This window comes from Novosphingobium sp. FG137 (genome assembly GCF_057809735.1).
This window is the reverse complement of sequence record NZ_JBMDKN010000005.1, coordinates 88,565-109,884: the sequence shown is the minus strand read 5'-3', so window position 1 is coordinate 109,884 and position 21,320 is coordinate 88,565. Positions and strand designations below refer to the sequence as shown.

The following is a 21,320-nucleotide window of genomic DNA, read 5'->3' as shown; positions in this document are numbered from 1 at the left end:
AGGTCAGCGGCCGCAGGAGCGTGTTTGGTGAAGGCTCGAATTCTGGCATTGTGCGGCCTCTTGATGGTGGTGGCGATATTGGCATTGGCATGGTTCATGGGGGATACGCAGCCGACGCGCTGGATCGAGACGCCCGTTGCGGCGCCGAGCGCACAGGCCGCTCCGTGAGCCGTCGCCGCGTTCGCCTTGTTGCCCTGACTTGCGCGGCCATCGGCGCGCTTTCGGCAATAGCCGTCACCGCGCAGGAATCGCTGCTTCCGCCGGGTTTTGACGACAAGCCCGCCGCACCAGTGCGCAAACCGCAGACCCCGCCGCGCCCGGCTGCGAGCGCACCCGCACCGGCACGCACGGGCGCACCGGCTGTCGTCAACGTGCAACGCCCGGCATCCTCGCCCACCGCGCAGGCCGTTTCCGTGCCGACGGTTCAACCGCTCCCCGGCAACCCCGCACCGGCAGCCGCCGCTCCGGTTGCTGCCGCCAATGGAACAGGCGACATCGATCCGGCCTTGATCGACCAACTGATCGCCAGCGCCAAGCCGCGTGCGGACATTCCACCGCACGCCCAGCGCAGCCTTTCGCGCGTGGGCTTCTTCGATCAGGCGGATGGCGGCTTCCCCGCCGTCTCGAGCCACTATCTGAACGGCCCCTTCGTCGCCGGACTGCTGACAAGCATGCGCGGCGATCTCGTCTCGCGCTGGGGCCACATCATGCTTCGCCGCGCCCTCGCGAGCCGGCTCGATACGCCCGTCGGCCTGAACGGTGCAGACTGGGCGGCGCTGCGCGCGCAAGTGCTGCTGCGCATGGGCGAAGCCGATGCTGCGCGCGCCATGGTGCAGGAAGTCGATAGCGGGTTCTACACCCGCACGCTCGAGGATGCGGCGATGGGGAGCTTCCTTGCTACCGCCGATCCGGTCGGCCTTTGCCCGATCACCGCGCTCACCGCCGCCGGCCGGCCGGGCTGGGACTGGACGCTGACCCGCGCGATCTGCACCGCCTTCACCGGCGGAGAGGGCGCGCCTGCACTTGCCGTGCTCGACAACGCCATGCGCAAGGGCACCGCGCCCAAGATCGACATCCTGCTCGCCCAGAAGTTTGCCGGCGCGGCCAGCCAGGGCCACCGCGCGGTGAAGATCGAATGGGCCGGGGTGGACAGTCTCACACCCTGGCGCACTGGCCTCGCGCTCGCCACCGGCCTCGAACCGCCCGAAGCGCTGCGCAAGCAGGCGGGCGCGGCCTATGCCGTCCTTGCGGTACGCGCGCCGATGCTCCCGCTTACTGCCCGCGCCGAAGCTGCCGATATCGCGGCGGAACGCGGCATCCTGTCGTCCGCCGCCATGGTCGATCTCTACAGCGAGATCCACGCGCTGGACGAGCCTGACCGCACCTGGGGGCCGCTCGCCGATACGCTGCGCAGCGCCTATCTCGCCGCCGACGTGGCAGACCGGCTCTCGGCCATCCGCAATCTCTGGGGCGATGCCAGCGATCCGGACCGCGCCTATTCGCGCCTCGTCCTCACCGCCTATGCCGCCGCGCGTATCACGCCCGATGCCAATCTTTCCGGTGATGCCAAGGGGCTCATCGCCTCGATGCTTACCGCCGGGCTCGATCGTAACGCGGCGCGCTGGGCCAGCATGGTCCCCGTCGGCAGCGAGGCCTGGGGCCTCATCGCGCTGGCCGCGCCCGCCAAGTCCGCCGCGATCGGTGCCGATACGCTGGGTACATTCCAATCGGGCGATACCAGCACCGGCGGCTTGCGCTCGCGCTTCCTGCTTGCCGGGTTGATGGGCCTCGGCCGGGTCGATCCCGCCACCGCGCGCCGCGTGGCCGACGATCTGAAGCTCGACCTTGCGCGCGAGACGCGCTGGACCCGCGCAATCGATGCCGCCGCCGCCTCGGAAAACCCCGTGCTGGTGGCCCTGCTCGCCGGATTCGGCATGCAGGGCAGCGGGTGGGACAAGATGACCCCGCTGCATCTCTACCACATCGTCGCCGCGCTGCGCCGCGCCGGGCTGGAGGGTGAGGCGCGGATGATCGCGGCGGAGGCCGTGGCGCGGGTCTGACGCGCGATGGCAGCGGAACCCTCGCGCGATCCGATCGAGGCCTTCCTTGCGATGCTCGCCGCCGAGCGCGGCGCCGCCGCCAACACGCTCGCCGCCTATGGGCGGGACCTCAGGGCGGCGCGCGAGGAGATCGGCGATCTCGTGATCGCTGACAGCGAGGCCATCGCCGGCCTTGCCGAAGCCTGGCGCGATCTCGCGCCCTCCAGCCTAGCACGCAAAGCTTCGGCGCTGCGCCAGTTCTACGGCTTCCTTGCGGACGAGGGCCTGCGCAGTGATGATCCCTCCGCCGCGCTCCCGCGCCCGCGCATCCGCCGCCCGCTGCCGCGCCTGCTCGGGCACGGCGAGATCGCCGCGCTGTTCACCCTGGCGGAGAGCGAAGCGCAGGCAGGGGAGGGTGCCCGCATGCTTGCCCTCCTCGAACTGCTCTATGGCTCGGGCCTGCGCGCCACCGAACTTGTCTCGCTGCCTTTGGCCGCAGTCCCGCGCGACGCACCGTTCCTGATGATTACCGGCAAGGGCGGCCAGCAGCGCATGGTCCCGGTCAGCGCGCGAGCGGGTGCCGCGCTCACTCGCTGGCTGGCGCTGCGCCCCAAGGGTGGGCGCTGGGTCTTTCCCAGCCCGCGCGCCAAGGTTCAAGGTGGGGGCCACCTCTCGCGGGTGCGCCTGTTCCAGCTCCTGCGCGATCTGGCGCTAAGGGCCGGGCTCGATCCGGAAAAGGTTAGCCCGCATGTCTTGCGTCACGCCTTCGCCACGCATCTCCTTGAAGGCGGTGCGGACCTGCGCGTGCTGCAGACCCTGCTCGGCCATGCCGATATCGCGACGACGCAGATCTACACCCATGTCGATGCCGCAAGGCTCGTCGCGCTGGTCAACAGCCGCCATCCGCTTGGCCCAGGAATGGGTGCGGCGGCGCAAAACCCGGCGCAAAAGGTTGACCCGGCGGCCAGCCAGCCTTAGCGCGGCGCGGATGATTTCCTATCTCGAATTCGAAAAGCCGATCGCCGCGCTCGAAGCGCGCATTGCCGAGCTGCGCGAAACGGCGCAGACCGGCGCGCTCGATATCGCGTCCGAAATCCGCCGGCTCGAAGCCAAGTCTGGCGAGCTGCTCGCCAGCACCTACCGCTCGCTGACGCCGTGGCAGAAGACGCAGGTAGCCCGCCACCCCTCGCGGCCCCATTTCCGTGACTACGTGAGCAAGGCCTTCTCCGATTTCATGCCCTTGGGCGGTGATCGCAAGTTTGGCGAGGATCACGCCATCGTCGGCGGTTTCGCCACGCTCGAAGGCCGCGCGGTCATGCTGATCGGCCACGAAAAGGGCCACGATACGCAGAGCCGCATCCGCCACAACTTCGGCATGGGCAAGCCCGAAGGCTACCGCAAGGCGGTGCGCCTGATGGAAATGGCGAGCCGCTACGGTCTTCCGGTCGTCACGCTGGTCGATACCTCAGGCGCATTCCCGGGCGTCGAGGCGGAAGAGCGCGGTCAGGCCGAAGCCATCGCCCGCAGCACCGAGGCCTGCCTTGCGCTGGGCGTGCCGATGGTTGCCGCGATCGTGGGTGAGGGCGGCTCGGGCGGCGCGGTCGCGCTCGCCAGCGCAGAACGCGTGCTCATGTTCGAACACGCGGTCTATTCTGTGATCTCGCCCGAAGGCTGCGCGTCGATCCTCTGGCGCACCGCCGAAAAGGCACCCGAGGCCGCAGAGGCCATGCGGATAACCGCGCAAGATCTCCTCGCACTTGGCGTGATCGACCGGATCGTGCCAGAGCCAGTTGGCGGCGCGCACCGCGATGGCACCGCCGCCGCGCTCGCGCTCGGCAAGGCGATTGCCGATGAACTTGCCGCGCTCGCGGGCAAACCTGCCGATACGCTGCGCGCCCTGCGCGCCGAGCGGTTCCTGCGCATCGGCGCCTGAGGGCAGCCGAACCTTCCCAAAGCAAATGCCTCTGGTCTTGCCGCCATTGGCATGGCTAGACTGGCGTCATGCTACTGATGGTGCCGGGCCTTGGGTCGCGCGCACCGCAGGCACAGGGGAGAGACTATGACCATTCGCCCGTTTCGCGCGTTCCTGCTGGCTGCCGGGGCTGGCGGCCTCGTGCTCGCAGGGCCTGCCGTGCCGATTTCGCGTGCAGACGCACAAGGCACCGTCGCCACGATCAGCGCGGCGGACAAGGCGCAAGGTGCCAAGGCCCATCCGCAGCTGCTCGCCGAATTCGGCGGTGCCTTGACGGGGCCGCAGGCGACCTATGTCGAAGGCGTTGGCAAGACGATCGCGTTCCAGTCCGGCCTCGGCAATGCGCGCAGCGATTTTACCGTCACGCTGCTCAATTCGCCCGTCAATAATGCATTCGCCATCCCCGGCGGCTACGTCTACGTCACGCGCCAACTCGTCGCACTGATGAACAACGAGGCGGAGCTTGCCGGCGTGCTCGGCCACGAAGTCGGCCATGTCGCTGCCCGACATTCGCAGAAGCGCGAAAGTGCCGCGACGCGCAACAGCATCCTCGGGGTGCTCGGCTCGGTCCTTGCTGGCGCGGTGCTGGGCAATTCGGCTCTCGGCCAGCTCGGACAGAAGATTTTCTCCACCGGCAGCCAGCTCCTCACCCTGCGCTATTCGCGCGGGCAGGAAAGCGAGGCAGATGCACTTGGCGTCACCTACCTCAAACGCGCCGGGTATGATCCGCGCGCGATGAGTTCGGTGCTGCGCAGCCTCGCCCAGCAGACGGCGCTCGATGCCCAACTCACCGGCACCACCGACAAGGTGCCGGAATGGGCGAGCACCCACCCCGATCCCGCCTCGCGCGTCACGGCAGCGCTGGCGCTGGCCGGGACTAATGCGCGGGGCACGACCAATCGCGATCTCTTCCTCACCCGCGTCGAGGGCATCACCTATGGCGATGATCCCAAGCAGGGCGTGGTCGATGGGCGCAAGTTCCTCCATCCCGGTTTCCGCATGAGCTTCCAGGCGCCGCAGGGCTTCTACCTCGTCAACGGCACCCGTTCGGTTGCGATCAGCGGCCAATCAGGGAAGGGCGAGATGTCCACGGCGCCCTACTCGGGCAACCTCGATGCCTATGTCCGTACGGTCTTTGCGGGCCTTTCAGACCAGCAGCGCATCGCGCCGGACGAGGTTCGCACGACCACAGTCAACGGCATCCCGGCGGCCTATGGCATGACCCGCGTCAATACCGGCGAGGGCGCGCGCGATGTCGTTGTATTCGCTTATGCATGGGGGCCGGGCCAGGCGTTCCACTTCACCACGATCAGCGCGGCCGGGCAGGCCGGCGCGTTCGACCCGATGTTTTCCTCGATGCGGCGGATCACCATTGGCGAGGCGGGCGCAGTGCGCGCGCGGCGGCTCATGGTAGTAACCGTGAAGAAGGGCGATACGGTGCAATCGCTTGCCCGCCGGATGGCCTACGATGATCGGCCGCTGGACCGGTTTCTGGTGCTCAACGCGCTCGATGCGGCAAGCCCGCTTGTCCCCGGAGCACGGGTCAAGCTGATCGTCTATTGATCCCGCGCGCAAAAGGGCGGCCGTGGTCAGCCACGCCCGCCCTTTTGCAATCTTGAAGGCGGAAGCCTGCGCTTAGAACGGGCCCTTGCCGTCCTGCGCATTGCTCAACTTGGTCGAGACCTGTGTGAAAGTGTTCGAAAGCGAATTGCCGAGAGCGCCCATCGCGACCACGGCCCCCGTGGCGACAAGCGCGGCAATCAGGCCATATTCGATGGCGGTAGCGCCGCTCTGGTCGGACATGAGATTGCGGAAAAGGGTCATGGCGAGAAGTGCTCCAGCAGGCAGTACGACAATCTGTTCGTCTGAACCCGCTTCACCGACCACCGGCTGAATGACCAGACTGCGTAAAACTACCCGACAGGTGCTGACAAATGCTTAAGGGGCCGAAAACCTTTTGCTTGATCAGTTTGCGGCGGAAGACCGCCGTCTCCCGCTTGCGGCCCGCCATGCGCTGCATACACTGTAAAGTAATCCGGCATTCCCAACACAGAAGATAACCCGCTCCGACACGCGAAGAAGGGGGCGTGGATAACCGCGCCCCCGACTTCATTGCCAGATCCGAAAACCACGCGCGGTTAGAACGGACCCTTGCCGTCCTGCGCGTTGTTAAGCTTGGTCGAAACCTGCGTGAAGGTGTTCGAGAGCGAGTTGCCCAGAGCGCCCATGGCCGTGATCGCGGCAACCGCGATCAGCGCAGCAATCAGGCCATACTCGATGGCTGTGGCACCTTCTTCATCCCGAAGAAGCGTCTTGAAAAGTGTCATGCGAATGGTCCTCCACCTGGCAGCTTGCGCCACCGACGTGCTCTTTCGCTCCTACGACCCCCCGGCCGCACGAAATTGCAAGTGTCAAATTATCCGGCATTCCCTGACAAAACGTAAAGACGCCTTGTTTATTGTTGGGAACAATCCCGCTGCGATCCGCTGCTTGTCCGGAAAGGTGGTGCCAGATGCGCAGCGATGTGCGGCGCAGGCGGGGCTATTTCTTGGCTTTGGTGAGATTGGCGTCGATCGTGTTGTACATCGTGAAAAGCGAATTCACGAAGGCGCTCATGCCGAAAAACATCGTCATTGCGATCACACCGATGAGCAGGCCATACTCGACGGCAGTGGCACCCGTGTTGTCCACCAGTGGCTTACGGACAAAGTCCAACATCAATCGGTTACCCCTGTCCGCGTCTAGGTATATTCTAGGGGAGGCAAGGCTAACAAAGCATAAATGGAATCCCCGGCCTTGGCAGCGAACCCGACATTGCTGATCGTCGTTGCTCTGGCCCTGCTCGATGACACGGACCGGGTGCTGATGCAGCGCCGGCCCGAAGGCCGCGCCCATGGAGGCCTGTGGGAGTTTCCCGGCGGCAAGGTGGAGCCGGGTGAGGGGCCTGCCTCCGCCCTTGTCCGGGAGATCGCGGAGGAATTGTCGATCACCATCGACGCTGCCGATCTGGAGCCGCTGACGTTCGCCGCGAATTCCGAACAGGAAAGCACCCGGCCGCTGGTGCTTCTGCTCTACACCTGCCGATGCTGGGAAGGCATGCCTGTGCCCGAGGCGGGTGCCGAGCTGCAATGGCTGAATGCCGAGGCGCTATCAGCACTTTCCATGCCGCCGCTCGACGTGCCGCTGGCCGCCGCATTGCAGCGCCACCTAAAAAACCGTCATTAGGGGTTGCCAAGCCCGGGAGGCGGCTATAGAGGCGCGCTTCCACGCACCCGTAGCTCAGCTGGATAGAGCATCAGACTACGAATCTGAGGGTCGGGCGTTCGAATCGCTCCGGGTGCACCATTTCCCTAAATCGCTGGATTTCGCGCTGCTTTGCGGCAACCATGCCGCGCGCGGGGCTGTGTCGGAATACCGCTCGAATAGGTATACGAAAGCGGCGGCGCCAAGCCTTGCCCGTTGCGGATTTCAGGCACTTGGTCCTATAGCGGCGCTTGTGGCGCTCCCCTTGGACGGGCTGCTGCCATGACATGTGCCCTCCCCAGGCTGCCAGACAAGGAACCACCGCATTGGCCCAGTCCGCCAAGCCGCGCGTAACCAAAGCGACAAAGTCGCCGGCTGCGCCCAAAGCCGCTCCCGCTGCGGCAAGCCCAGTCCCTCCGGCCATTGCGCCCGAAGATGAAGCCACCTTCGCGCTGCGCAGCCTCCAGCAGGCCCACGCCAATAACAAGCGCTTCGATGCGAGCGATGAGGAACTGCTCCACTTCTACGAACAGATGGTGCTGATTCGCCGCTTCGAGGAAAAGGCCGGCCAGCTCTATGGCCTCGGCCTCATTGGCGGCTTCTGCCACCTCTATATCGGGCAGGAAGCGGTGGCCGTCGGCCTGCAGTCGGCGCTCAAGGAAGGCCACGACAGCGTTATCACCGGCTACCGCGATCATGGCCACATGTTGGCCTACGGCATCGATCCCAAGGTGATCATGGCCGAACTAACCGGGCGCGGCGCGGGCATCAGCCGGGGCAAGGGCGGCTCGATGCACATGTTCTCGACCGACCACAAGTTCTACGGCGGACATGGCATTGTCGGCGCGCAGGTGCCACTGGGCGCGGGCCTTGCCTTCGCGCACAAGTACCGGGGTGATGGCGGCGTCTGCATGGCCTATTTCGGCGATGGCGCGGCCAACCAGGGCCAGGTCTACGAAACCTTCAACATGGCCGCCCTGTGGCAGCTTCCCATCGTCTTCGTCGTTGAAAACAACGGCTATGCCATGGGCACCGCGGTCAAGCGCGGCTCGGCTGAAACGCACTTCCACCGCCGCGGCACCGGTTTCCGCATCCCCGGCATGGACGTCAACGGCATGGACGTGCTCGAAGTACGCGCCGCTGCCGAAGTTGCGCTCGAATATGTCCGTGGTGGCAATGGGCCGGTGCTCATGGAGCTCAACACCTATCGCTATCGCGGTCACTCGATGTCGGACCCGGCGAAGTACCGCAGCCGCGAGGAAGTGCAGGAAATGCGCGACCACCACGATCCGATCGAGGGCGCTAAGCAGGACTTGCTGCGCCGCGGCGTGACCGAGGACGCGATCAAGGCCATCGACAAGAAGATCCGCCAGATCGTCGCCGAAGCCGCCGATTTTGCCGAGAGCTCGCCCGAACCGGCGCCCGCCGAACTCTATACCGACGTGCTGGTGGGGACCTACTGACATGGCGATTGATCTCAAGATGCCCGCGCTTTCCCCGACGATGGAGGAAGGCACCCTCGCCAAATGGCTGGTAAAGCCCGGTGACACGGTGAAGTCCGGCGACATTCTCGCCGAGATCGAGACCGACAAGGCGACGATGGAATTCGAAGCGGTCGACGAAGGCGTGATCGGCGCGCTCATGGTCGCCGAAGGCACCGAAGGCGTGAAGGTCGGCACCGTGATCGCGACGATTACCGGCGATGACGAACCGGCTGCGCCCGCACCCGCTTCGGCGCCAGCCCCGGCTCCGGCCACTGCGCCGGTCGTGGCCGCACCGCCGCCGCCAGCGCCTGTCGCTGCTCCGGCTCCCGTCGCCGCAGTCCCCACCGGAACCGCCATGACCTCAACCACTGTCCGCGAAGCCTTGCGCGATGCGATGGCCGAGGAAATGCGCGCCGACGACCGCGTGTTCGTGATGGGTGAGGAAGTCGCCGAATACCAGGGCGCCTACAAGGTCACGCAGGGCCTGCTCGAGGAATTCGGCCCCCGCCGCGTGATCGATACGCCGATCACCGAATATGGCTTTGCCGGTATCGGCACGGGTGCCGCCATGGGCGGTCTGCGGCCGATCATCGAATTCATGACGTTCAACTTCGCCATGCAGGCGATCGATCACATCATCAATTCGGCAGCCAAGACCAACTATATGTCCGGCGGCCAGATGCGCTGCCCCATCGTGTTTCGCGGCCCCAACGGCGCCGCCGCACGCGTCGGCGCGCAGCACAGCCAGAACTATGCGCCGTGGTACGCCTCGGTCCCCGGCCTGATCGTCATCGCGCCCTATGACGCGGCTGACGCCAAGGGCCTGCTCAAGTCCGCCATCCGCAGCCCCGATCCGGTCGTCTTCCTCGAAAACGAGCTGGTCTATGGCCGCGCGTTCGATGTGCCGCAGCTGGATGACTACACCGTCCCCATCGGCAAGGCGCGCACCATGCGCGCGGGCCGCGATGTCACCATCGTGACCTACTCGATCGGCGTTGCCCTTGCGCTCGACGCTGCCGAGAAGCTCGCCGCCGAAGGCATCGAGGCCGAAGTGCTCGATTTGCGGACGCTGCGCCCGCTCGACAAGGCGGCCGTGCTCGAAAGCCTGGCGCGCACCAACCGCATGGTCGTGGTCGAGGAAGGCTTCCCGGTTTGCTCGATTGCTTCGGAAATCATCAGCATCGTGATGGAAGAGGGCTTTGACCACCTCGACGCCCCGGTCCTGCGCGTCTGCAACGAAGACGTGCCGCTGCCTTACGCCGCCAATCTCGAAAAGCTCGCGCTGGTCGATACCGCGCGGGTGATCGCGGCGGTCAAGAAGGTCTGCTACCGCTGATCTGATGGAGCCTGCGCGCAGTCCAAGCGGTGGGGCCGATATCGAGCTCAGCCCCCCTGAACGGCTCGCGGTGCTCTACGCGCCGCGCCGCCTTCAAGCGCTGTGGGAGGGCTTTCTCCTGCTCGACCGGCGGCTTGCCGATGCCGCGCGGGAAGGCCGCGATCCTCTGATGATCCAGCTGCGTCTGGCCTGGTGGCGCGACCGGTTCGAGCAGCCGGCCAATGCGTGGCCGCTGGGCGAACCGCTGCTGGCACTCCTCCACGCGTGGGACGGCGAACGCCCGGCGCTCCGCGCGCTCGTCGATGGCTGGGAAGCCCGGATCGTCGGCGAAGATGGCGGCGCGGAGCTCGGCAAGGCGCGGATCGAGGCGGTTTGCGCACTCGCGCGGCTCAGCGGCGTGCGTCCGGACGATGCGGTCCGCCGCGCCGCTGCCGAATGGCTGGGTCTTGAACCGGAAAGCACGTCCGCGCCGATCCTGCCTGGGCCACTGCGCCCGCTGGTGATCCTGCGCGGCATGGCTTTGCGCGAGGCAGCAGGGCGCCCCGGCGGTCCCTTGCGCGATTTCCTCGCGATCCTCCGTCTCGGCCTGTTCGGGCGCTGAAACTCTAACCAAAATGGTAGGGCTTGCCTCTGCCGCTGGCGCGTCATGCCGCCTATCCTGGGCTCTGTTCCTTGGGAGGGCCCGGCATGAACCGAATGCTCGTAGGCGCGCTTGGCGCGCTGTTGCTCGTGGCCTCGGGCCTTTTCTGGTGGCAGGGCCGCGCGGCGGTTACGCCGCCCGCCGCCCCCAGCCACCTCGCGCTCGCCTCCGCCGCTGCGGCGGATGAGGAACTTCCCGATTCCGATGCTGGCGATGCGGTCGGTCCCGGCCTCCCCGAAGCCAGCGAGCAAAGCCGCGAGGCAAAGCGCTTCGACCGGCTCGACAAGAACCGCGACGGCAAGATCACCCGCAGCGAAATGGTCAGTCCGCGCATCAAGGATTTCCGCAAGCTCGATGTCGATGGCAACAATCTGCTAACCTTCGACGAATGGTCCGTCGCCACCGACAACCGCTTCAAGGGTGCGGACAAGAACGGGGATGGCAGCCTCAGCCGCGAGGAATTTGCCACGACCAAGCCCAAGAAAGCGAAGAAGCCCGCCTGCAAGTGCAAGTAGGTCAGCCCAAGGCGGGCAACCATCCCGCCAGATCAGCCTTGGCCCGCGCGGTATAGGCTTCCTTGCGCTGCTTCTTCTTGGTTGAGGGATCCGGCGGTGGAAACAGCCCGAAGTTTACGTTCATCGGCTGATACGTCTCGGCCTCGGCATCGCCGGTGATATGGGAAAGCAGCGCGCCCAGCGCCGAGGTGCGCGGCGGGGCAGTCCACTCTCGTCCGGCAATCTCGGCCGCCGTCATCAGCCCCGCCAGCAGACCCACGGCGCCGCTCTCGACATAGCCCTCGCACCCGGTGATCTGCCCGGCAAAGCGGATATGGGCTGCCGATTTCAGCCGCAACTGGCGGTCGAGCAAAGTCGGCGAATTGAGGAAGGTATTGCGGTGCAGCCCGCCGAGCCGCGCAAACTCGGCCTGCTCCAGCCCCGGGATCGTGCGGAACACGCGCACTTGTTCGGCATGCTTGAGCTTGGTCTGGAAGCCCACCATGTTCCACAGGGTGCCGAGCTTGTTGTCCTGCCGCAACTGCACCACGGCATAAGGCCAGCGCCCGCTGGGATGCTCTGCCGTCGCCCAGTGCGGATTATCGAGCCCCACCGGCTTCATCGGCCCGAAGCGCAATGTTTCCACCCCGCGCGCGGCCATGACCTCAATGGGCATGCAGCCGTCGAAATAGGGGGTATTGGCCTCCCATTCCTTGAACTCGGTCTTCTCGCCAGCGAGCAATTCCTCGCGAAACGCCTCGTATTGAGGGCGGGTCATCGGGCAATTGATGTAGTCCCGCCCATCGCCGCCCATCGCAAGGCTGGCTTCCGCGCCCTTGTCCCAGCGCGAGGCCATCCACGCGACGTCCATATTGATCGACTCGCGGTAGACAATCGGTGCAATCGCATCGAAGAAGGCAAGGCTCTCCGCACCCGTCGCCGCGCCAATGCTGGAGGCGAGGGCAGGGGCCGTCAGCGGCCCCGTCGCCACGATGGTGAGGCCATCCGAAGGCAGCACATCGACCCGCTCGCGCACGATCTCCAATGTCGGCTGCGCGCGCAGCATGGCCTCGACTTCCGCCGAGAACACTTCGCGGTCCACCGCCAGCGCTGAGCCTGCCGGCACCCGCGCCTTGGCCGCTGCCGCCATCAGCAGGCTGTCGCATTGCCGCATCTCGTAGTGCAGCAGGCCGACCGCGTTTTTCTCGTCATCGTCCGAACGGAACGAATTGGAGCAGACCAGCTCGGCCAGCCCATCGGAATTGTGCGCCGCCGTCGTATCGCCGCCGCCGCGCATCTCCGAGAGCTGCACGCGAATGCCCCGCCGCGCGAGCTGCCACGCCGCCTCGCTACCGGCCATGCCGCCGCCGATGATGTGAACCTGATGCGTCATGACACGCGCATTGGCATTGCGTCCCCCGCGCGGCAAGCCCTAGGGAGGAGCCCGGAAGGGAAGGGGGACCATGCCGCAGCGCGCCTTGATCGAACAACGGCCCTGGCTGCTCGCCAGCCTGATCGCGGGCATCAGCTACTGGTTCGTGGCAGGAAGCTGGATTCCCGGCCTCTACCTGATCCTGTGGAAGGGTGCGGGCGTCAGCCTGCTCGCCGTATACGCGTGGCGCCATCACCCGGTTCCGGACGCGCACCGCATCGCGCTGGTCATGGCCCTCGGCGCGTTGGGAGACATGGTGCTGGAAGTGAGCTTCACCGGTGGCGCTCTGGCGTTCCTGCTGGGCCACATGGCCGCGATCACGCTTTACCTCAAGCATCGCCGCAACATGGGGCAGGGCGACAAGGCTGTGGCCGCCGCCGTGCTCCTCGCCATTCCCGTTGCCAGCCTTGCACTGACGGGCCGCCCGGAAGTGGCGTTCTACGCCCTCGGCCTTGGCGGTATGACCGCCGCCGCCTTCGCTAGCGACTTTGCGCGCCAGCGCGTCGCGCTAGGCGCTGCAATGTTCGCGCTATCGGATTTGCTGATCTTTGCGCGCATGGGCCCACTGGCGGAAAGCGCCGTGCCGCACCTGCTGGTCTGGCCGCTTTACTACTTCGGCCAGTTCCTGATCACCGTCGGCGTAATCGGCGCGCTGCGCACCAAAGGCGAATTCACCGCGCCTTAGCCCGCCACCGGCAGCCGCACCGCCCCGTCCGCATCACGCTCCAGCGGCCCGTAGGCCAACACGGCATTGAGCGGGAGCGCCGCGTAGATGTGCGGGAACAGCTGCCCCCCGCGCGAGGGCTCCCACTTCACCGCATCGCCCAGAACCGCCAGATCGACCGCCGCGATATGCAGGTCCGTCTGTCCTGCAAAGTGCTTGTCCACTGTCTCGGTCACCTGATCAGCGGTTGAAAGATGGATGTAGCCATCCGCCAGATCGATCGGAGCGCCTGCAAACACGCCGTCATGTTCCAGCAGGTCCATCTGCGCTGCAGTCAGAACCTTGAAGGCAACTTGCGGCAGCTCGCTCATGCTTCGGCCTCAGGCTCAGCCTCGGCTTCGCCCTCTTCCTCGGCCAACCGCACTGCGCTGACCACGCTTTCGCCGCCCGAAACATTGAACAGCCGCACACCCGCCGAGCCGCGCCCGATCACTCGGAGCGTATCCAGCGGTAGCCGGATCAGCTTCGCCTGATCGGTCACCAGCATGAGCTGGTCCGCTTGGCTCGCCGGGAAGCTCGCCACCACCGGCCCATTGCGCGCGATGTTGTCGATATTGGTGATGCCCTGGCCGCCGCGGCCGGTGCGCCGGTACTCGTAGGCCGAGGAGAGCTTGCCGTAGCCATTGGCGCAAACCGTCAGGATGAACTGCTCGCGCGCCTGCAATTCGGCCATGCGCTCGGCCGTAAGCGAAGGCTCGCCCTCCTTCTCACCCTTCCACGGGGCAAAGCGGACGTATTCCTCGCGCTCCTCGGCGCTCGTGCCCACGCGGTGCAGGATCGAAAGCGAGATCACCTCGTCATCGCCCTTGAGCGTCATGCCGCGCACGCCAGTAGACGTGCGGCTCGTGAACTCGCGCACTTCATCGCCCGCAAAGCGGATGGCCTTGCCGCTGCGCGTCGCCAGCAGCACGTCGTCGCTTGCTTCGAGCAGCGCGACGCCAATCAGCCGGTCGTCGTCGCCTTCCTCGAAGCGCATCGCGAACTTGCCGTTCGAGGGGATGTTGGCGAAGGCGTCCATCGCGTTGCGCCGCACATTGCCCTTGGCGGTCGCGAACACGACCGAGAGTTTGCCCCATTCCGCCTCGTCCTCGGGCAGCGGCAGAACGGTCGCAATCGTCTCGCCTGCGTCCAGCGCGGGGAGCAGATTGACCATCGGCCGCCCGCGCGTCGTCGGCCCGCCTTCGGGCAAGCGCCAGACCTTGAGGCGATAGACCTTGCCCGCGGTCGAGAAGAACAGCACCGGCGTGTGGGTCGAGGTGACGAACATCGTCGCCACCGCATCCTCTTCCTTGGTCGCCATGCCGCTGCGGCCCTTGCCGCCCCGGTTCTGCGCGCGGAAGGTGGAGAGCGGAGTGCGCTTGATGTAGCCATCGAGGGTGATCGTGACGACCATGTCCTCGCGCTCGATCAGGTCCTCGTCCTCGATCCCGTCGGCGGGCGCTGTGATCTCGCAGCGGCGCGGCGTGGCATAGGCATCGCGCACTGCGACGAGTTCCTCGCGCATCACGGCATAGAGCTTCTCGCGGTCGGCAAGGATCGCGAGGTACTCGGCAATTGCCTTCGACAGCACTTCGAGCTCAGCGCCAATCTCGTCGCGGCCCAGCGCGGTGAGGCGGTGGAGCCGCAGATCGAGAATCGCGCGAACCTGTGTCTCGCTCAGGCGGTAGCTGCCGCCATCGCCTTCCAGCGCCTCGTCCTCGATCGCCTCGACCAGGCGGATATAAGGCGCGATTTCGCCAATTGGCCATTCGCGCGCCATCAGCGTCTCGCGCGCCAGCGCGGGATTGGGCGAGGCGCGGATGATCCGCACCACTTCATCGAGGTTCGAGACCGCGACGACGAGGCCGAGCAGGATATGGGCCCGGTCGCGCGCCTTGTTCAGCTCGAACTTGGTGCGGCGCTGGATCACCTCCTCGCGGAACTGGACGAAGGCCTCGATAATGTCGCGCAGCGTGAGGATTTCAGGCCGTCCACCGCGAATCGCCAGCATGTTTGCCGGGAAGTTCGATTGCGCGGGCGTGTTGCGCCAAAGCTGGTTGAGCACGACTTCGGGCGTTGCATCGCGCTTGAGGTCGATGACCACGCGCACGCCTTCGCGGTTCGATTCGTCGCGGATATCGGAGATACCCTCGATCCGCTTGTCCTTGGCGGCTTCGGCGATCTTCTCGACCAGGCCGTTCTTGCCCACCTGATAAGGGATCGAGGTGAGCACGATCGACTTGCGTCCGTCACCCCGTCCGCCCTTGGTGTCTTCGATCTCGTGCCGCGCGCGCATCACGATCGAGCCGCGACCTTCGTGATAGGCCTTGCGCGCACCGCTCGTGCCCAGGATCAGCGGCGCAGTAGGGAAATCAGGCGCCGGAATGATCTGGATCAGTTCATCCGTCGTGATCGCCGGGTTCGCCATATAGGCAAGGCAGCCATTGATCACTTCGCCAAGGTTGTGCGGCGGAATATTGGTCGCCATGCCGACCGCGATGCCGCCCGCGCCGTTGACGAGGAGATTGGGAAAACGCGCCGGCAGCACCTGCGGCTCGTTCTCTGAACCATCGTAGTTGGGCTGGAAATCGACGGTATCCTTGTCGATATCCGCCATCAGCGCATCGGCAACCTTGGCGAGCCGCGCCTCGGTGTAGCGCATTGAGGCCGGCGGATCGGGATCCATCGAGCCGAAGTTGCCCTGACCATCGATCAGCGGCAGGCGCATCGACCAGTCCTGCGTCATGCGCGCGAGCGCGTCGTAGATCGCGCTGTCGCCATGCGGGTGGTACTTGCCCATGCAATCGCCGACGATGCGCGCGGACTTGCGATAGGCCTTGGTCGAGGTGAACCCGTTCTCGTGGCTCGTCCACAGGATGCGGCGGTGGACGGGCTTCAGGCCGTCGCGCACATCGGGCAGCGCGCGGCTCACGATCACGCTCATCGCGTAATCGAGGTAGCTCGTCTTCATTTCATCGACGATGTCGATCCGCTGGAACTCGTGGTCCGGCAGCGGGGCGGGTGGGTCGATCAGGCCAGTGTCATCGCTCACGTTGGGCTTTTTCGCTTCTGTTCAGGGATGTCCTTGGCACTAGGCCAAAGCCCCGCCAAACACCAGAAAACGGCCCGGTCCCGGCCGCCTTATCCACATATGCGAGCACCTGTCCGCGCTATTCCTGAACAATGAGACGAATTGGTATTCAATCCGGGTTCACCCGGTGGGTTCCATTGCAGCAAGGCGTTGCCAAGGCGGCGATTTCGCGCCAGAGGTTCGCGCGGACGGAGTGAGAGACATGCCCATTCTGCCGATGTTTTGGGATACGGCCCGGGGCACGAACGATCAGGGGACCGGTCCGGTCTGCCGTCGTGGGCCAGGAGGAGATGAAGTGATGCGGGGTAATGCAATGAAATTCGTGGCGGCTCGCGCTGCGCTGGCAGTAGCGCTATCGACCGGCCCCATGGCGGTTATGGCTGCAGGCGGCGTCCTGCTCGGCGCTGCGCCTGCCATCGCGAAGGAAAAGGAAGCCCCCAAGGGTGGCACTTATTCCAAGGAATTCATCGCTGTAGCCGGCCCGGTGCAGAAGCTGGTGCAGGATGCGCAGGCCGCCAAGGCCAAGGGCACGCCCGATGCGCAGATCAAGGCGACGCTCGGCGGTGCCGCGGAAGCGGTCGCCAAGGCCGAAGCAGCCGCCAAGACGGGCCAGGACAAGCTTGCCGCCGGCCAGTTCGCGGTGCAGCTCGGCGGTTTCCTCGAGGATACGGCGATGCGTTCGCGCGGCGTCAAGAACATGATCGACAGCGGCCTGCTGGAAGCTGACAAGATCCCGACCTTCAACTTCTATCTGGGCAACTTCGCCTATGCATCGAAGGACTATCAGGGCGCGATCGATCCGCTGACCAAGGCAATCCAGGGCAACGTTTCGGAAGACGCGGCAGCTGAGATGCTCGCCGATTCCTACACGCAGCTGGGCAAGCCTGCCGAAGGCATCGCAGCGCTCAAGATGGCGTACGATGCGCGCAAGGCGGCGAACGGCACCGTGCCGGACAACTGGTACACGCGCGCCAAGATCATCGCCTACAAGGCGAAGCTCGGGCCGCAGGCGATCGAGTGGTCGACGCTTGAAGTCGCCGCGCAGCCCACGTCGCTCAACTGGCTCGGCGCTGGCCAGCTGGCGCGGGAATTCGGCGGCTTCGGCAAGGAAGAATCGCTCGATCTGGGCCGCCTGTTCCTCCGCAGCGGCGCGCTCGATAACGACAAGCAGTTCGTCGCGCGTGAATTCATCGAATACGTCCAGGCGGCCGACCCGCGCCGTCTGCCCGGTGAAACGGTGAAAGTCATCGAACTCGGCCTTTCGAAGAAGGCGCTCGATGTCAGCGACGTGTTCGTCAGCGACTCGCTCTCGCAGGCCAAGGGCCGCATCGCGGCGGACAAGGCCTCGCTCGTCGGTCTCGAAAAGGACGCCCGCGCTGCCGCCGATGGCAAGCTCGCGGTCGCCACGGCCGATGCCTACCTGTCATATGACAACCCTGCGAAGGCCGAAGAGCTCTATCAGCTCGCGCTCACCAAGGGCGGTGCCTTCGACATGGACCGCGCAGAGACTCGCCTCGGCATCGCACAGCTCGATCAGGACAAGTTCGATGCGGCGAAGGCCAGCTTTGCCAAGGTCGGCGGCGTACGCGCCCCGCTCGCACGGCTATTCTCGGTTCTCGCAGACCAGAAGTCGAAGCCCTGATCGGCTGAGGCGGTCAAATCCAACGGAAAAGGGCGGCCCCGCAAAGGCCGCCCTTTTTTGTGGCGAGGGCGCCGCTCACTTCGCTTCGAGGAACTCGCCCGAATCCTCGTCGAGTACGTGAAGCACTCCGTCGGAGATCGCGAAGAAAGCCCCACGCAGGCGCAATTCCCCGGCGGCCTCCTTGCGGCGCACGCAGGGGAACGTCCGCAGATTGGCAAGGCTGACCTTGACGCCCGCCTGCTCCATCGCGCGCTCCGCCGGGCGGCCGCTGGTGCCATGGGCGTGGATTACAGCATCGCGTGCGGGCCTCAGCAGGCCGATCCAGTCGTTGATGAAACCGCCTTCGCCCGGCTCGGTGCCTTCCAGCTCTTGCGTCAGCGCTGCGCGGCAGCCGCCGCACATGCCGTGGCCGAGCACGACGATCTTGCGCACCTTCAGCACCTGCACCGCAAATTCGAGCGCGGCGGATACGCCGTGGTAGCCGGGTGACGTCTCGAACGGCGGCACCAGTGCGGCGACATTGCGCACCACGAACATCTCGCCGGGGTCGGTATCGAAGATCTGCGCCGGGTCCACCCGGCTGTCCGAACAGGCAATAACCATCACCGGCGGTTCCTGCCCTTCGCGCAGCTGGTGCCAGCGCTCAAGGCGGGGGGTCCAGCCAGTCGTGCGGAAGCGGCGATAGCCTTCGATCAGATGATCAAGCTCGGGAGAGAAGGGTTTGGCCATAAGGGACCTGTTGCCGCCTACGAATGCATCTTTCAAGTCATGCTTCATGCGCCTATCTGAACCGCCATGAACGATCAGTCCTCGATTGCCGCGCCAGATCGCCCAGAACTCGATCGACCTGCGCGCCCCCGCAAGCCCGATTGGATCCGGGTCAAGGCACCGACCAGCAAGGGTTACGAGGAAACGCGCGGCCTCATGCGCAGTCTCGGGCTCAACACCGTGTGCGAAGAGGCAGCCTGCCCGAACATCGGCGAGTGCTGGACCAAGAAGCACGCGACGGTGATGATCCTCGGCGATGTCTGCACGCGCGCCTGCGCGTTCTGTAACGTCAAGACCGGCATGCCGCGCAAGGTCGATGCGAGCGAGCCGGGCCATGTCGCCGAAGCCGCCGCCAAGCTCGGCCTTGAGCATATCGTGGTGACCTCGGTTGACCGCGACGATCTGCCCGATGGCGGCGCGGGCCAGTTCGTGAAGGTCATTCAGGCCCTGCGCGCTGCGACGCCCAACACGACGATCGAAATTCTCACCCCCGATTTTCGCGGCAAGATGCGCGCGGCGGTCGAGGCGATCATGGCCGCAGGGCCCGACGTCTATAACCACAACCTCGAAACCGTGCCGCGGCTCTATCCCACGATCCGCCCCGGCGCGCGCTACTACGCCTCGCTGCGCCTGCTCGAAGAGGTCAAGCACCACGATCCGCGCGTGTTCACCAAGTCGGGCGTCATGCTCGGACTTGGCGAACAGCGGCTTGAGGTGCATCAGGTGATGGACGACATGCGCTCTGCCGGGATCGATTTCCTGACCATGGGCCAGTACCTCCAGCCCACGCCCAAGCACGCGCCGGTTATCGATTTCGTGACGCCGCAAGCCTTTGCCGCCTATGGCGCGATTGCCCGTGCCAAGGGCTTCCTGCAAGTCGCGGCAAGCCCGCTGACCCGTTCCAGCTACCACGCGGGCGAGGATTTCGCCGAAATGCGCGCCGCCCGCGAAGCACAGCTCGCCAAGGCCGCCGCGAGGGGCTGATCCCATGCCGGTGATCAACCAGCAGAGGCGGCTTGCCTGGTCGTCCGAGGAGATGTTCGATCTCGTCGCCGATGTGAAGCGCTACCCGGAGTTCCTGCCCTGGGTCGTTGCCACGCGCATCAAGTCCGATAGCGAGACCGAGATGGTGGCCGACATGATGGTCGGCTTCAGCGCGCTGCGCGAAAAGTTCACCTCGCGCGTCATCAAGGAGCGCCCGAACCGTATCGCGGTCGAGTATCTCGATGGGCCCTTGAAGCGTCTCTCGAACACCTGGGAGTTCCGCGCGGACGAAGGGGGCGGCTGCGTGATCGATTTCAACGTCGATTTCACCTTCCGCAGTGCGATCCTCGAAGCACTCGCCGGCCAGTATCTCGACCGCGCGTTCCGCAAGATGGTCGCCGCGTTCGAAACGCGTGCGGAAAAGGTCTACGGCAGCAGAAGCTCGAGCGCGACCAGCGCCGCCTGAAGGCGCACATCGGCACGGGTCTTGGCGGTTTCGAACACTTTCTGTTCAGCCACAACCGCCTCAGGGTCCTCGCCGCGCTCGGCCTTGGCGAAGACCACCGTGCCGACCGGCTTCTGCTCGGTTCCGCCGTCTGGCCCGGCGATCCCGGTGATCGCCACGGCCACAGATGCGCGCGAATGCTTGAGCGCGCCCTGCGCCATCGACCAGGCGACCGCTACCGAAACCGCACCGAATGTGTCGATGAGGTCGGTCGAGACGCCGAGCATCTCGTGCTTGGCCTCGTTCGAATAGGTCACGAAACCCCGGTCGACCACTGCGGACGAGCCGGCAATCTCGGTAAGCGCCGCCGCGACAAGCCCGCCAGTGCAGCTTTCGGCCACGGCCACCATCCGGCCGGCAGCCTTGTTTTCGGCAATCACCCGCGCGGCGAGCGTGGTCAGTTCAAGGGGGAGAAGCGTGTCCATGGTCAGGCCGCCGGGCAGATCGGCAGGTCGGACTTCTTCGCCGCGCCCACCGCGCCGCGCACTTGCGGCTTGTCCGAGAGCACGAGGATGAACGTCACCAGTTCCGCCGTGTTTTCGGGGGGCAGGGGCGATAGCAGCCGCGTCGCGCGCTCGATCGCCTTGCATTGGCCCGGCTTGATTCCCTTGGTCACCACGGCCGAGACCATGCCTTCCGCGAAAGGCTGCAGCGCCTCGTCTGAAAGGTTCGAGACGATATCCTTGAGCTTGTCGTCATTGCCGCCGAGCTTGACCAGCGCCGCGCGCGCTTCCGGCCAGGCCGCGCTCTTGCGCACCGCATAGCGCTGCACCAGCGAGGTGCCCTGTGTCGCGAAATAGCCTTGCGGCGAGAGTTGCGGCCGGCAGGCCTTCATCGTGGAATTCATCACCACCGGCAGCGCATAGGTCACAAGGCTCGTCACCTCGCGCTCACTGAGGCAGGCCGGTTCCTGCGCAGCCGCCACTTCGGCCGCGCCAAGCGAGACGAGCGCCGCGCCCCAGACCAGGTTCCGTATCAGCGACATCA

The 21,320-nt window shown here is 65.8% G+C and carries 23 protein-coding genes and 1 tRNA gene; 15 read left to right on the top strand and 9 right to left on the bottom strand.

All coding sequences use genetic code 11. The annotated features are described in order from the left end of the window. Positions 1-27: 27 nt before the first annotated feature. The 5 genes from ACODS2_RS15155 to ACODS2_RS15135 all read left to right on the top strand — a co-directional run bounded on the left by ACODS2_RS15155 (position 28) and on the right by ACODS2_RS15135 (position 5,574). A complete protein-coding gene (locus ACODS2_RS15155) occupies positions 28-168 on the top strand; it encodes a hypothetical protein (protein WP_298174732.1) in 141 nt (46 codons plus the stop codon). Further along, positions 165-2,060: a hypothetical protein gene (locus ACODS2_RS15150; protein WP_488999591.1), complete on the top strand. Its 1,896-nt coding sequence runs from the start codon at positions 165-167 to the stop codon at positions 2,058-2,060. Before ACODS2_RS15155 ends, ACODS2_RS15150 begins: the two co-directional genes overlap by 4 nt. A gap of 6 nt (positions 2,061-2,066) precedes the next feature. Further along, a complete protein-coding gene (locus tag ACODS2_RS15145; RefSeq protein ID WP_488999590.1) occupies positions 2,067-3,017 on the top strand; it encodes a tyrosine recombinase in 951 nt (316 codons plus the stop codon). Positions 3,018-3,027: 10 nt separating this feature from the next. Beyond that, positions 3,028-3,972 (top strand): acetyl-CoA carboxylase carboxyltransferase subunit alpha, encoded by a 945-nt coding sequence (locus ACODS2_RS15140; protein ID WP_488999589.1) that lies wholly within the window; start codon positions 3,028-3,030, stop codon positions 3,970-3,972. A gap of 126 nt (positions 3,973-4,098) precedes the next feature. Further along, complete coding sequence (locus ACODS2_RS15135; RefSeq protein WP_488999588.1) at positions 4,099-5,574, top strand: M48 family metalloprotease; 1,476 nt, start codon at positions 4,099-4,101, stop codon at positions 5,572-5,574. A 72-nt stretch (positions 5,575-5,646) separates the two neighbouring features. On the opposite strand, the gene ACODS2_RS15130 is transcribed toward ACODS2_RS15135, so the two are convergent. The 3 genes from ACODS2_RS15130 to ACODS2_RS15120 all read right to left on the bottom strand — a co-directional run bounded on the left by ACODS2_RS15130 (position 5,647) and on the right by ACODS2_RS15120 (position 6,729). After that, positions 5,647-5,835: a Flp family type IVb pilin gene (locus tag ACODS2_RS15130; RefSeq protein ID WP_488999587.1), complete on the bottom strand. Its 189-nt coding sequence runs from the start codon at positions 5,833-5,835 to the stop codon at positions 5,647-5,649. Between the two features lie 314 nt (positions 5,836-6,149). Continuing rightward, entirely contained in the window at positions 6,150-6,338 is a 189-nt protein-coding gene (locus tag ACODS2_RS15125; RefSeq protein ID WP_488999586.1) for a Flp family type IVb pilin, read from the bottom strand. Positions 6,339-6,552: 214 nt separating this feature from the next. Then, positions 6,553-6,729, bottom strand: coding sequence for a Flp family type IVb pilin (locus tag ACODS2_RS15120; protein ID WP_298174740.1), 177 nt, complete (start codon positions 6,727-6,729; stop codon positions 6,553-6,555). A gap of 78 nt (positions 6,730-6,807) precedes the next feature. Here ACODS2_RS15120 and ACODS2_RS15115 point away from each other — a divergent pair, with 78 nt between their 5' ends. The 6 genes from ACODS2_RS15115 to ACODS2_RS15090 all read left to right on the top strand — a co-directional run bounded on the left by ACODS2_RS15115 (position 6,808) and on the right by ACODS2_RS15090 (position 11,229). Beyond that, positions 6,808-7,236, top strand: coding sequence for a (deoxy)nucleoside triphosphate pyrophosphohydrolase (locus ACODS2_RS15115; RefSeq protein WP_488999585.1), 429 nt, complete (start codon positions 6,808-6,810; stop codon positions 7,234-7,236). Between the two features lie 43 nt (positions 7,237-7,279). Then, positions 7,280-7,356 (top strand) — tRNA-Arg (locus ACODS2_RS15110). A gap of 224 nt (positions 7,357-7,580) precedes the next feature. Next, positions 7,581-8,717 carry a pyruvate dehydrogenase (acetyl-transferring) E1 component subunit alpha gene (gene pdhA, locus ACODS2_RS15105; RefSeq protein WP_488999584.1) on the top strand — a complete coding sequence of 379 codons (1,137 nt, stop codon included), beginning with the start codon at positions 7,581-7,583 and terminating at the stop codon, positions 8,715-8,717. Between the two features lies 1 nt (position 8,718). Further along, a complete protein-coding gene (locus ACODS2_RS15100; RefSeq protein WP_488999583.1) occupies positions 8,719-10,074 on the top strand; it encodes a pyruvate dehydrogenase complex E1 component subunit beta in 1,356 nt (451 codons plus the stop codon). Between the two features lie 4 nt (positions 10,075-10,078). Further along, entirely contained in the window at positions 10,079-10,675 is a 597-nt protein-coding gene (locus ACODS2_RS15095) for a hypothetical protein (RefSeq protein WP_488999582.1), read from the top strand. 86 nt (positions 10,676-10,761) lie between these two features. Next, positions 10,762-11,229 (top strand): EF-hand domain-containing protein, encoded by a 468-nt coding sequence (locus ACODS2_RS15090; protein WP_488999581.1) that lies wholly within the window; start codon positions 10,762-10,764, stop codon positions 11,227-11,229. Position 11,230: 1 nt separating this feature from the next. Here ACODS2_RS15090 and trmFO read toward each other — a convergent pair whose 3' ends face one another. Further along, positions 11,231-12,601, bottom strand: a complete 1,371-nt coding sequence (gene trmFO / locus ACODS2_RS15085; RefSeq protein ID WP_488999580.1) for a methylenetetrahydrofolate--tRNA-(uracil(54)-C(5))-methyltransferase (FADH(2)-oxidizing) TrmFO — start codon at positions 12,599-12,601, stop codon at positions 11,231-11,233. A gap of 70 nt (positions 12,602-12,671) precedes the next feature. Between trmFO and ACODS2_RS15080 the strand changes: the two genes are divergently transcribed. Continuing rightward, positions 12,672-13,325 (top strand): lysoplasmalogenase family protein, encoded by a 654-nt coding sequence (locus ACODS2_RS15080; RefSeq protein ID WP_488999579.1) that lies wholly within the window; start codon positions 12,672-12,674, stop codon positions 13,323-13,325. On the opposite strand, the gene ACODS2_RS15075 is transcribed toward ACODS2_RS15080, so the two are convergent. Both ACODS2_RS15075 and gyrA read right to left on the bottom strand, forming a co-directional pair. Continuing rightward, on the bottom strand, positions 13,322-13,675 hold the full coding sequence (locus tag ACODS2_RS15075; protein ID WP_488999578.1) for a DUF952 domain-containing protein: 354 nt from the start codon (positions 13,673-13,675) through the stop codon (positions 13,322-13,324). The two genes, ACODS2_RS15080 and ACODS2_RS15075, sit on opposite strands and share 4 nt — an antisense overlap. Then, positions 13,672-16,395, bottom strand: a complete 2,724-nt coding sequence (gene gyrA, locus ACODS2_RS15070) for a DNA gyrase subunit A (protein ID WP_488999577.1) — start codon at positions 16,393-16,395, stop codon at positions 13,672-13,674. Before gyrA ends, ACODS2_RS15075 begins: the two co-directional genes overlap by 4 nt. Positions 16,396-16,732: 337 nt before the next feature. Here gyrA and ACODS2_RS15065 point away from each other — a divergent pair, with 337 nt between their 5' ends. Further along, positions 16,733-18,076: a hypothetical protein gene (locus ACODS2_RS15065; RefSeq protein ID WP_488999576.1), complete on the top strand. Its 1,344-nt coding sequence runs from the start codon at positions 16,733-16,735 to the stop codon at positions 18,074-18,076. 75 nt (positions 18,077-18,151) lie between these two features. Here ACODS2_RS15065 and ACODS2_RS15060 read toward each other — a convergent pair whose 3' ends face one another. Beyond that, on the bottom strand, positions 18,152-18,805 hold the full coding sequence (locus ACODS2_RS15060; protein ID WP_298174751.1) for a carbonic anhydrase: 654 nt from the start codon (positions 18,803-18,805) through the stop codon (positions 18,152-18,154). Positions 18,806-18,871: 66 nt separating this feature from the next. Here ACODS2_RS15060 and lipA point away from each other — a divergent pair, with 66 nt between their 5' ends. Both lipA and ACODS2_RS15050 read left to right on the top strand, forming a co-directional pair. Next, the gene (lipA, locus tag ACODS2_RS15055) at positions 18,872-19,828 is read left to right on the top strand and encodes a lipoyl synthase (protein WP_488999575.1); all 957 of its coding nucleotides are present in this window, start codon (positions 18,872-18,874) and stop codon (positions 19,826-19,828) included. A 4-nt stretch (positions 19,829-19,832) separates the two neighbouring features. Then, positions 19,833-20,294, top strand: a complete 462-nt coding sequence (locus ACODS2_RS15050; protein WP_488999574.1) for a type II toxin-antitoxin system RatA family toxin — start codon at positions 19,833-19,835, stop codon at positions 20,292-20,294. On the opposite strand, the gene ACODS2_RS15045 is transcribed toward ACODS2_RS15050, so the two are convergent. Together ACODS2_RS15045 and ACODS2_RS15040 are read right to left on the bottom strand one after the other, a co-directional pair. Next, positions 20,255-20,758: a CinA family protein gene (locus tag ACODS2_RS15045; protein WP_488999573.1), complete on the bottom strand. Its 504-nt coding sequence runs from the start codon at positions 20,756-20,758 to the stop codon at positions 20,255-20,257. The genes ACODS2_RS15050 and ACODS2_RS15045 overlap by 40 nt on opposite strands. A 2-nt stretch (positions 20,759-20,760) precedes the next feature. Further along, positions 20,761-21,318 carry a hypothetical protein gene (locus tag ACODS2_RS15040; protein ID WP_488999572.1) on the bottom strand — a complete coding sequence of 186 codons (558 nt, stop codon included), beginning with the start codon at positions 21,316-21,318 and terminating at the stop codon, positions 20,761-20,763. Positions 21,319-21,320: the final 2 nt, after the last annotated feature.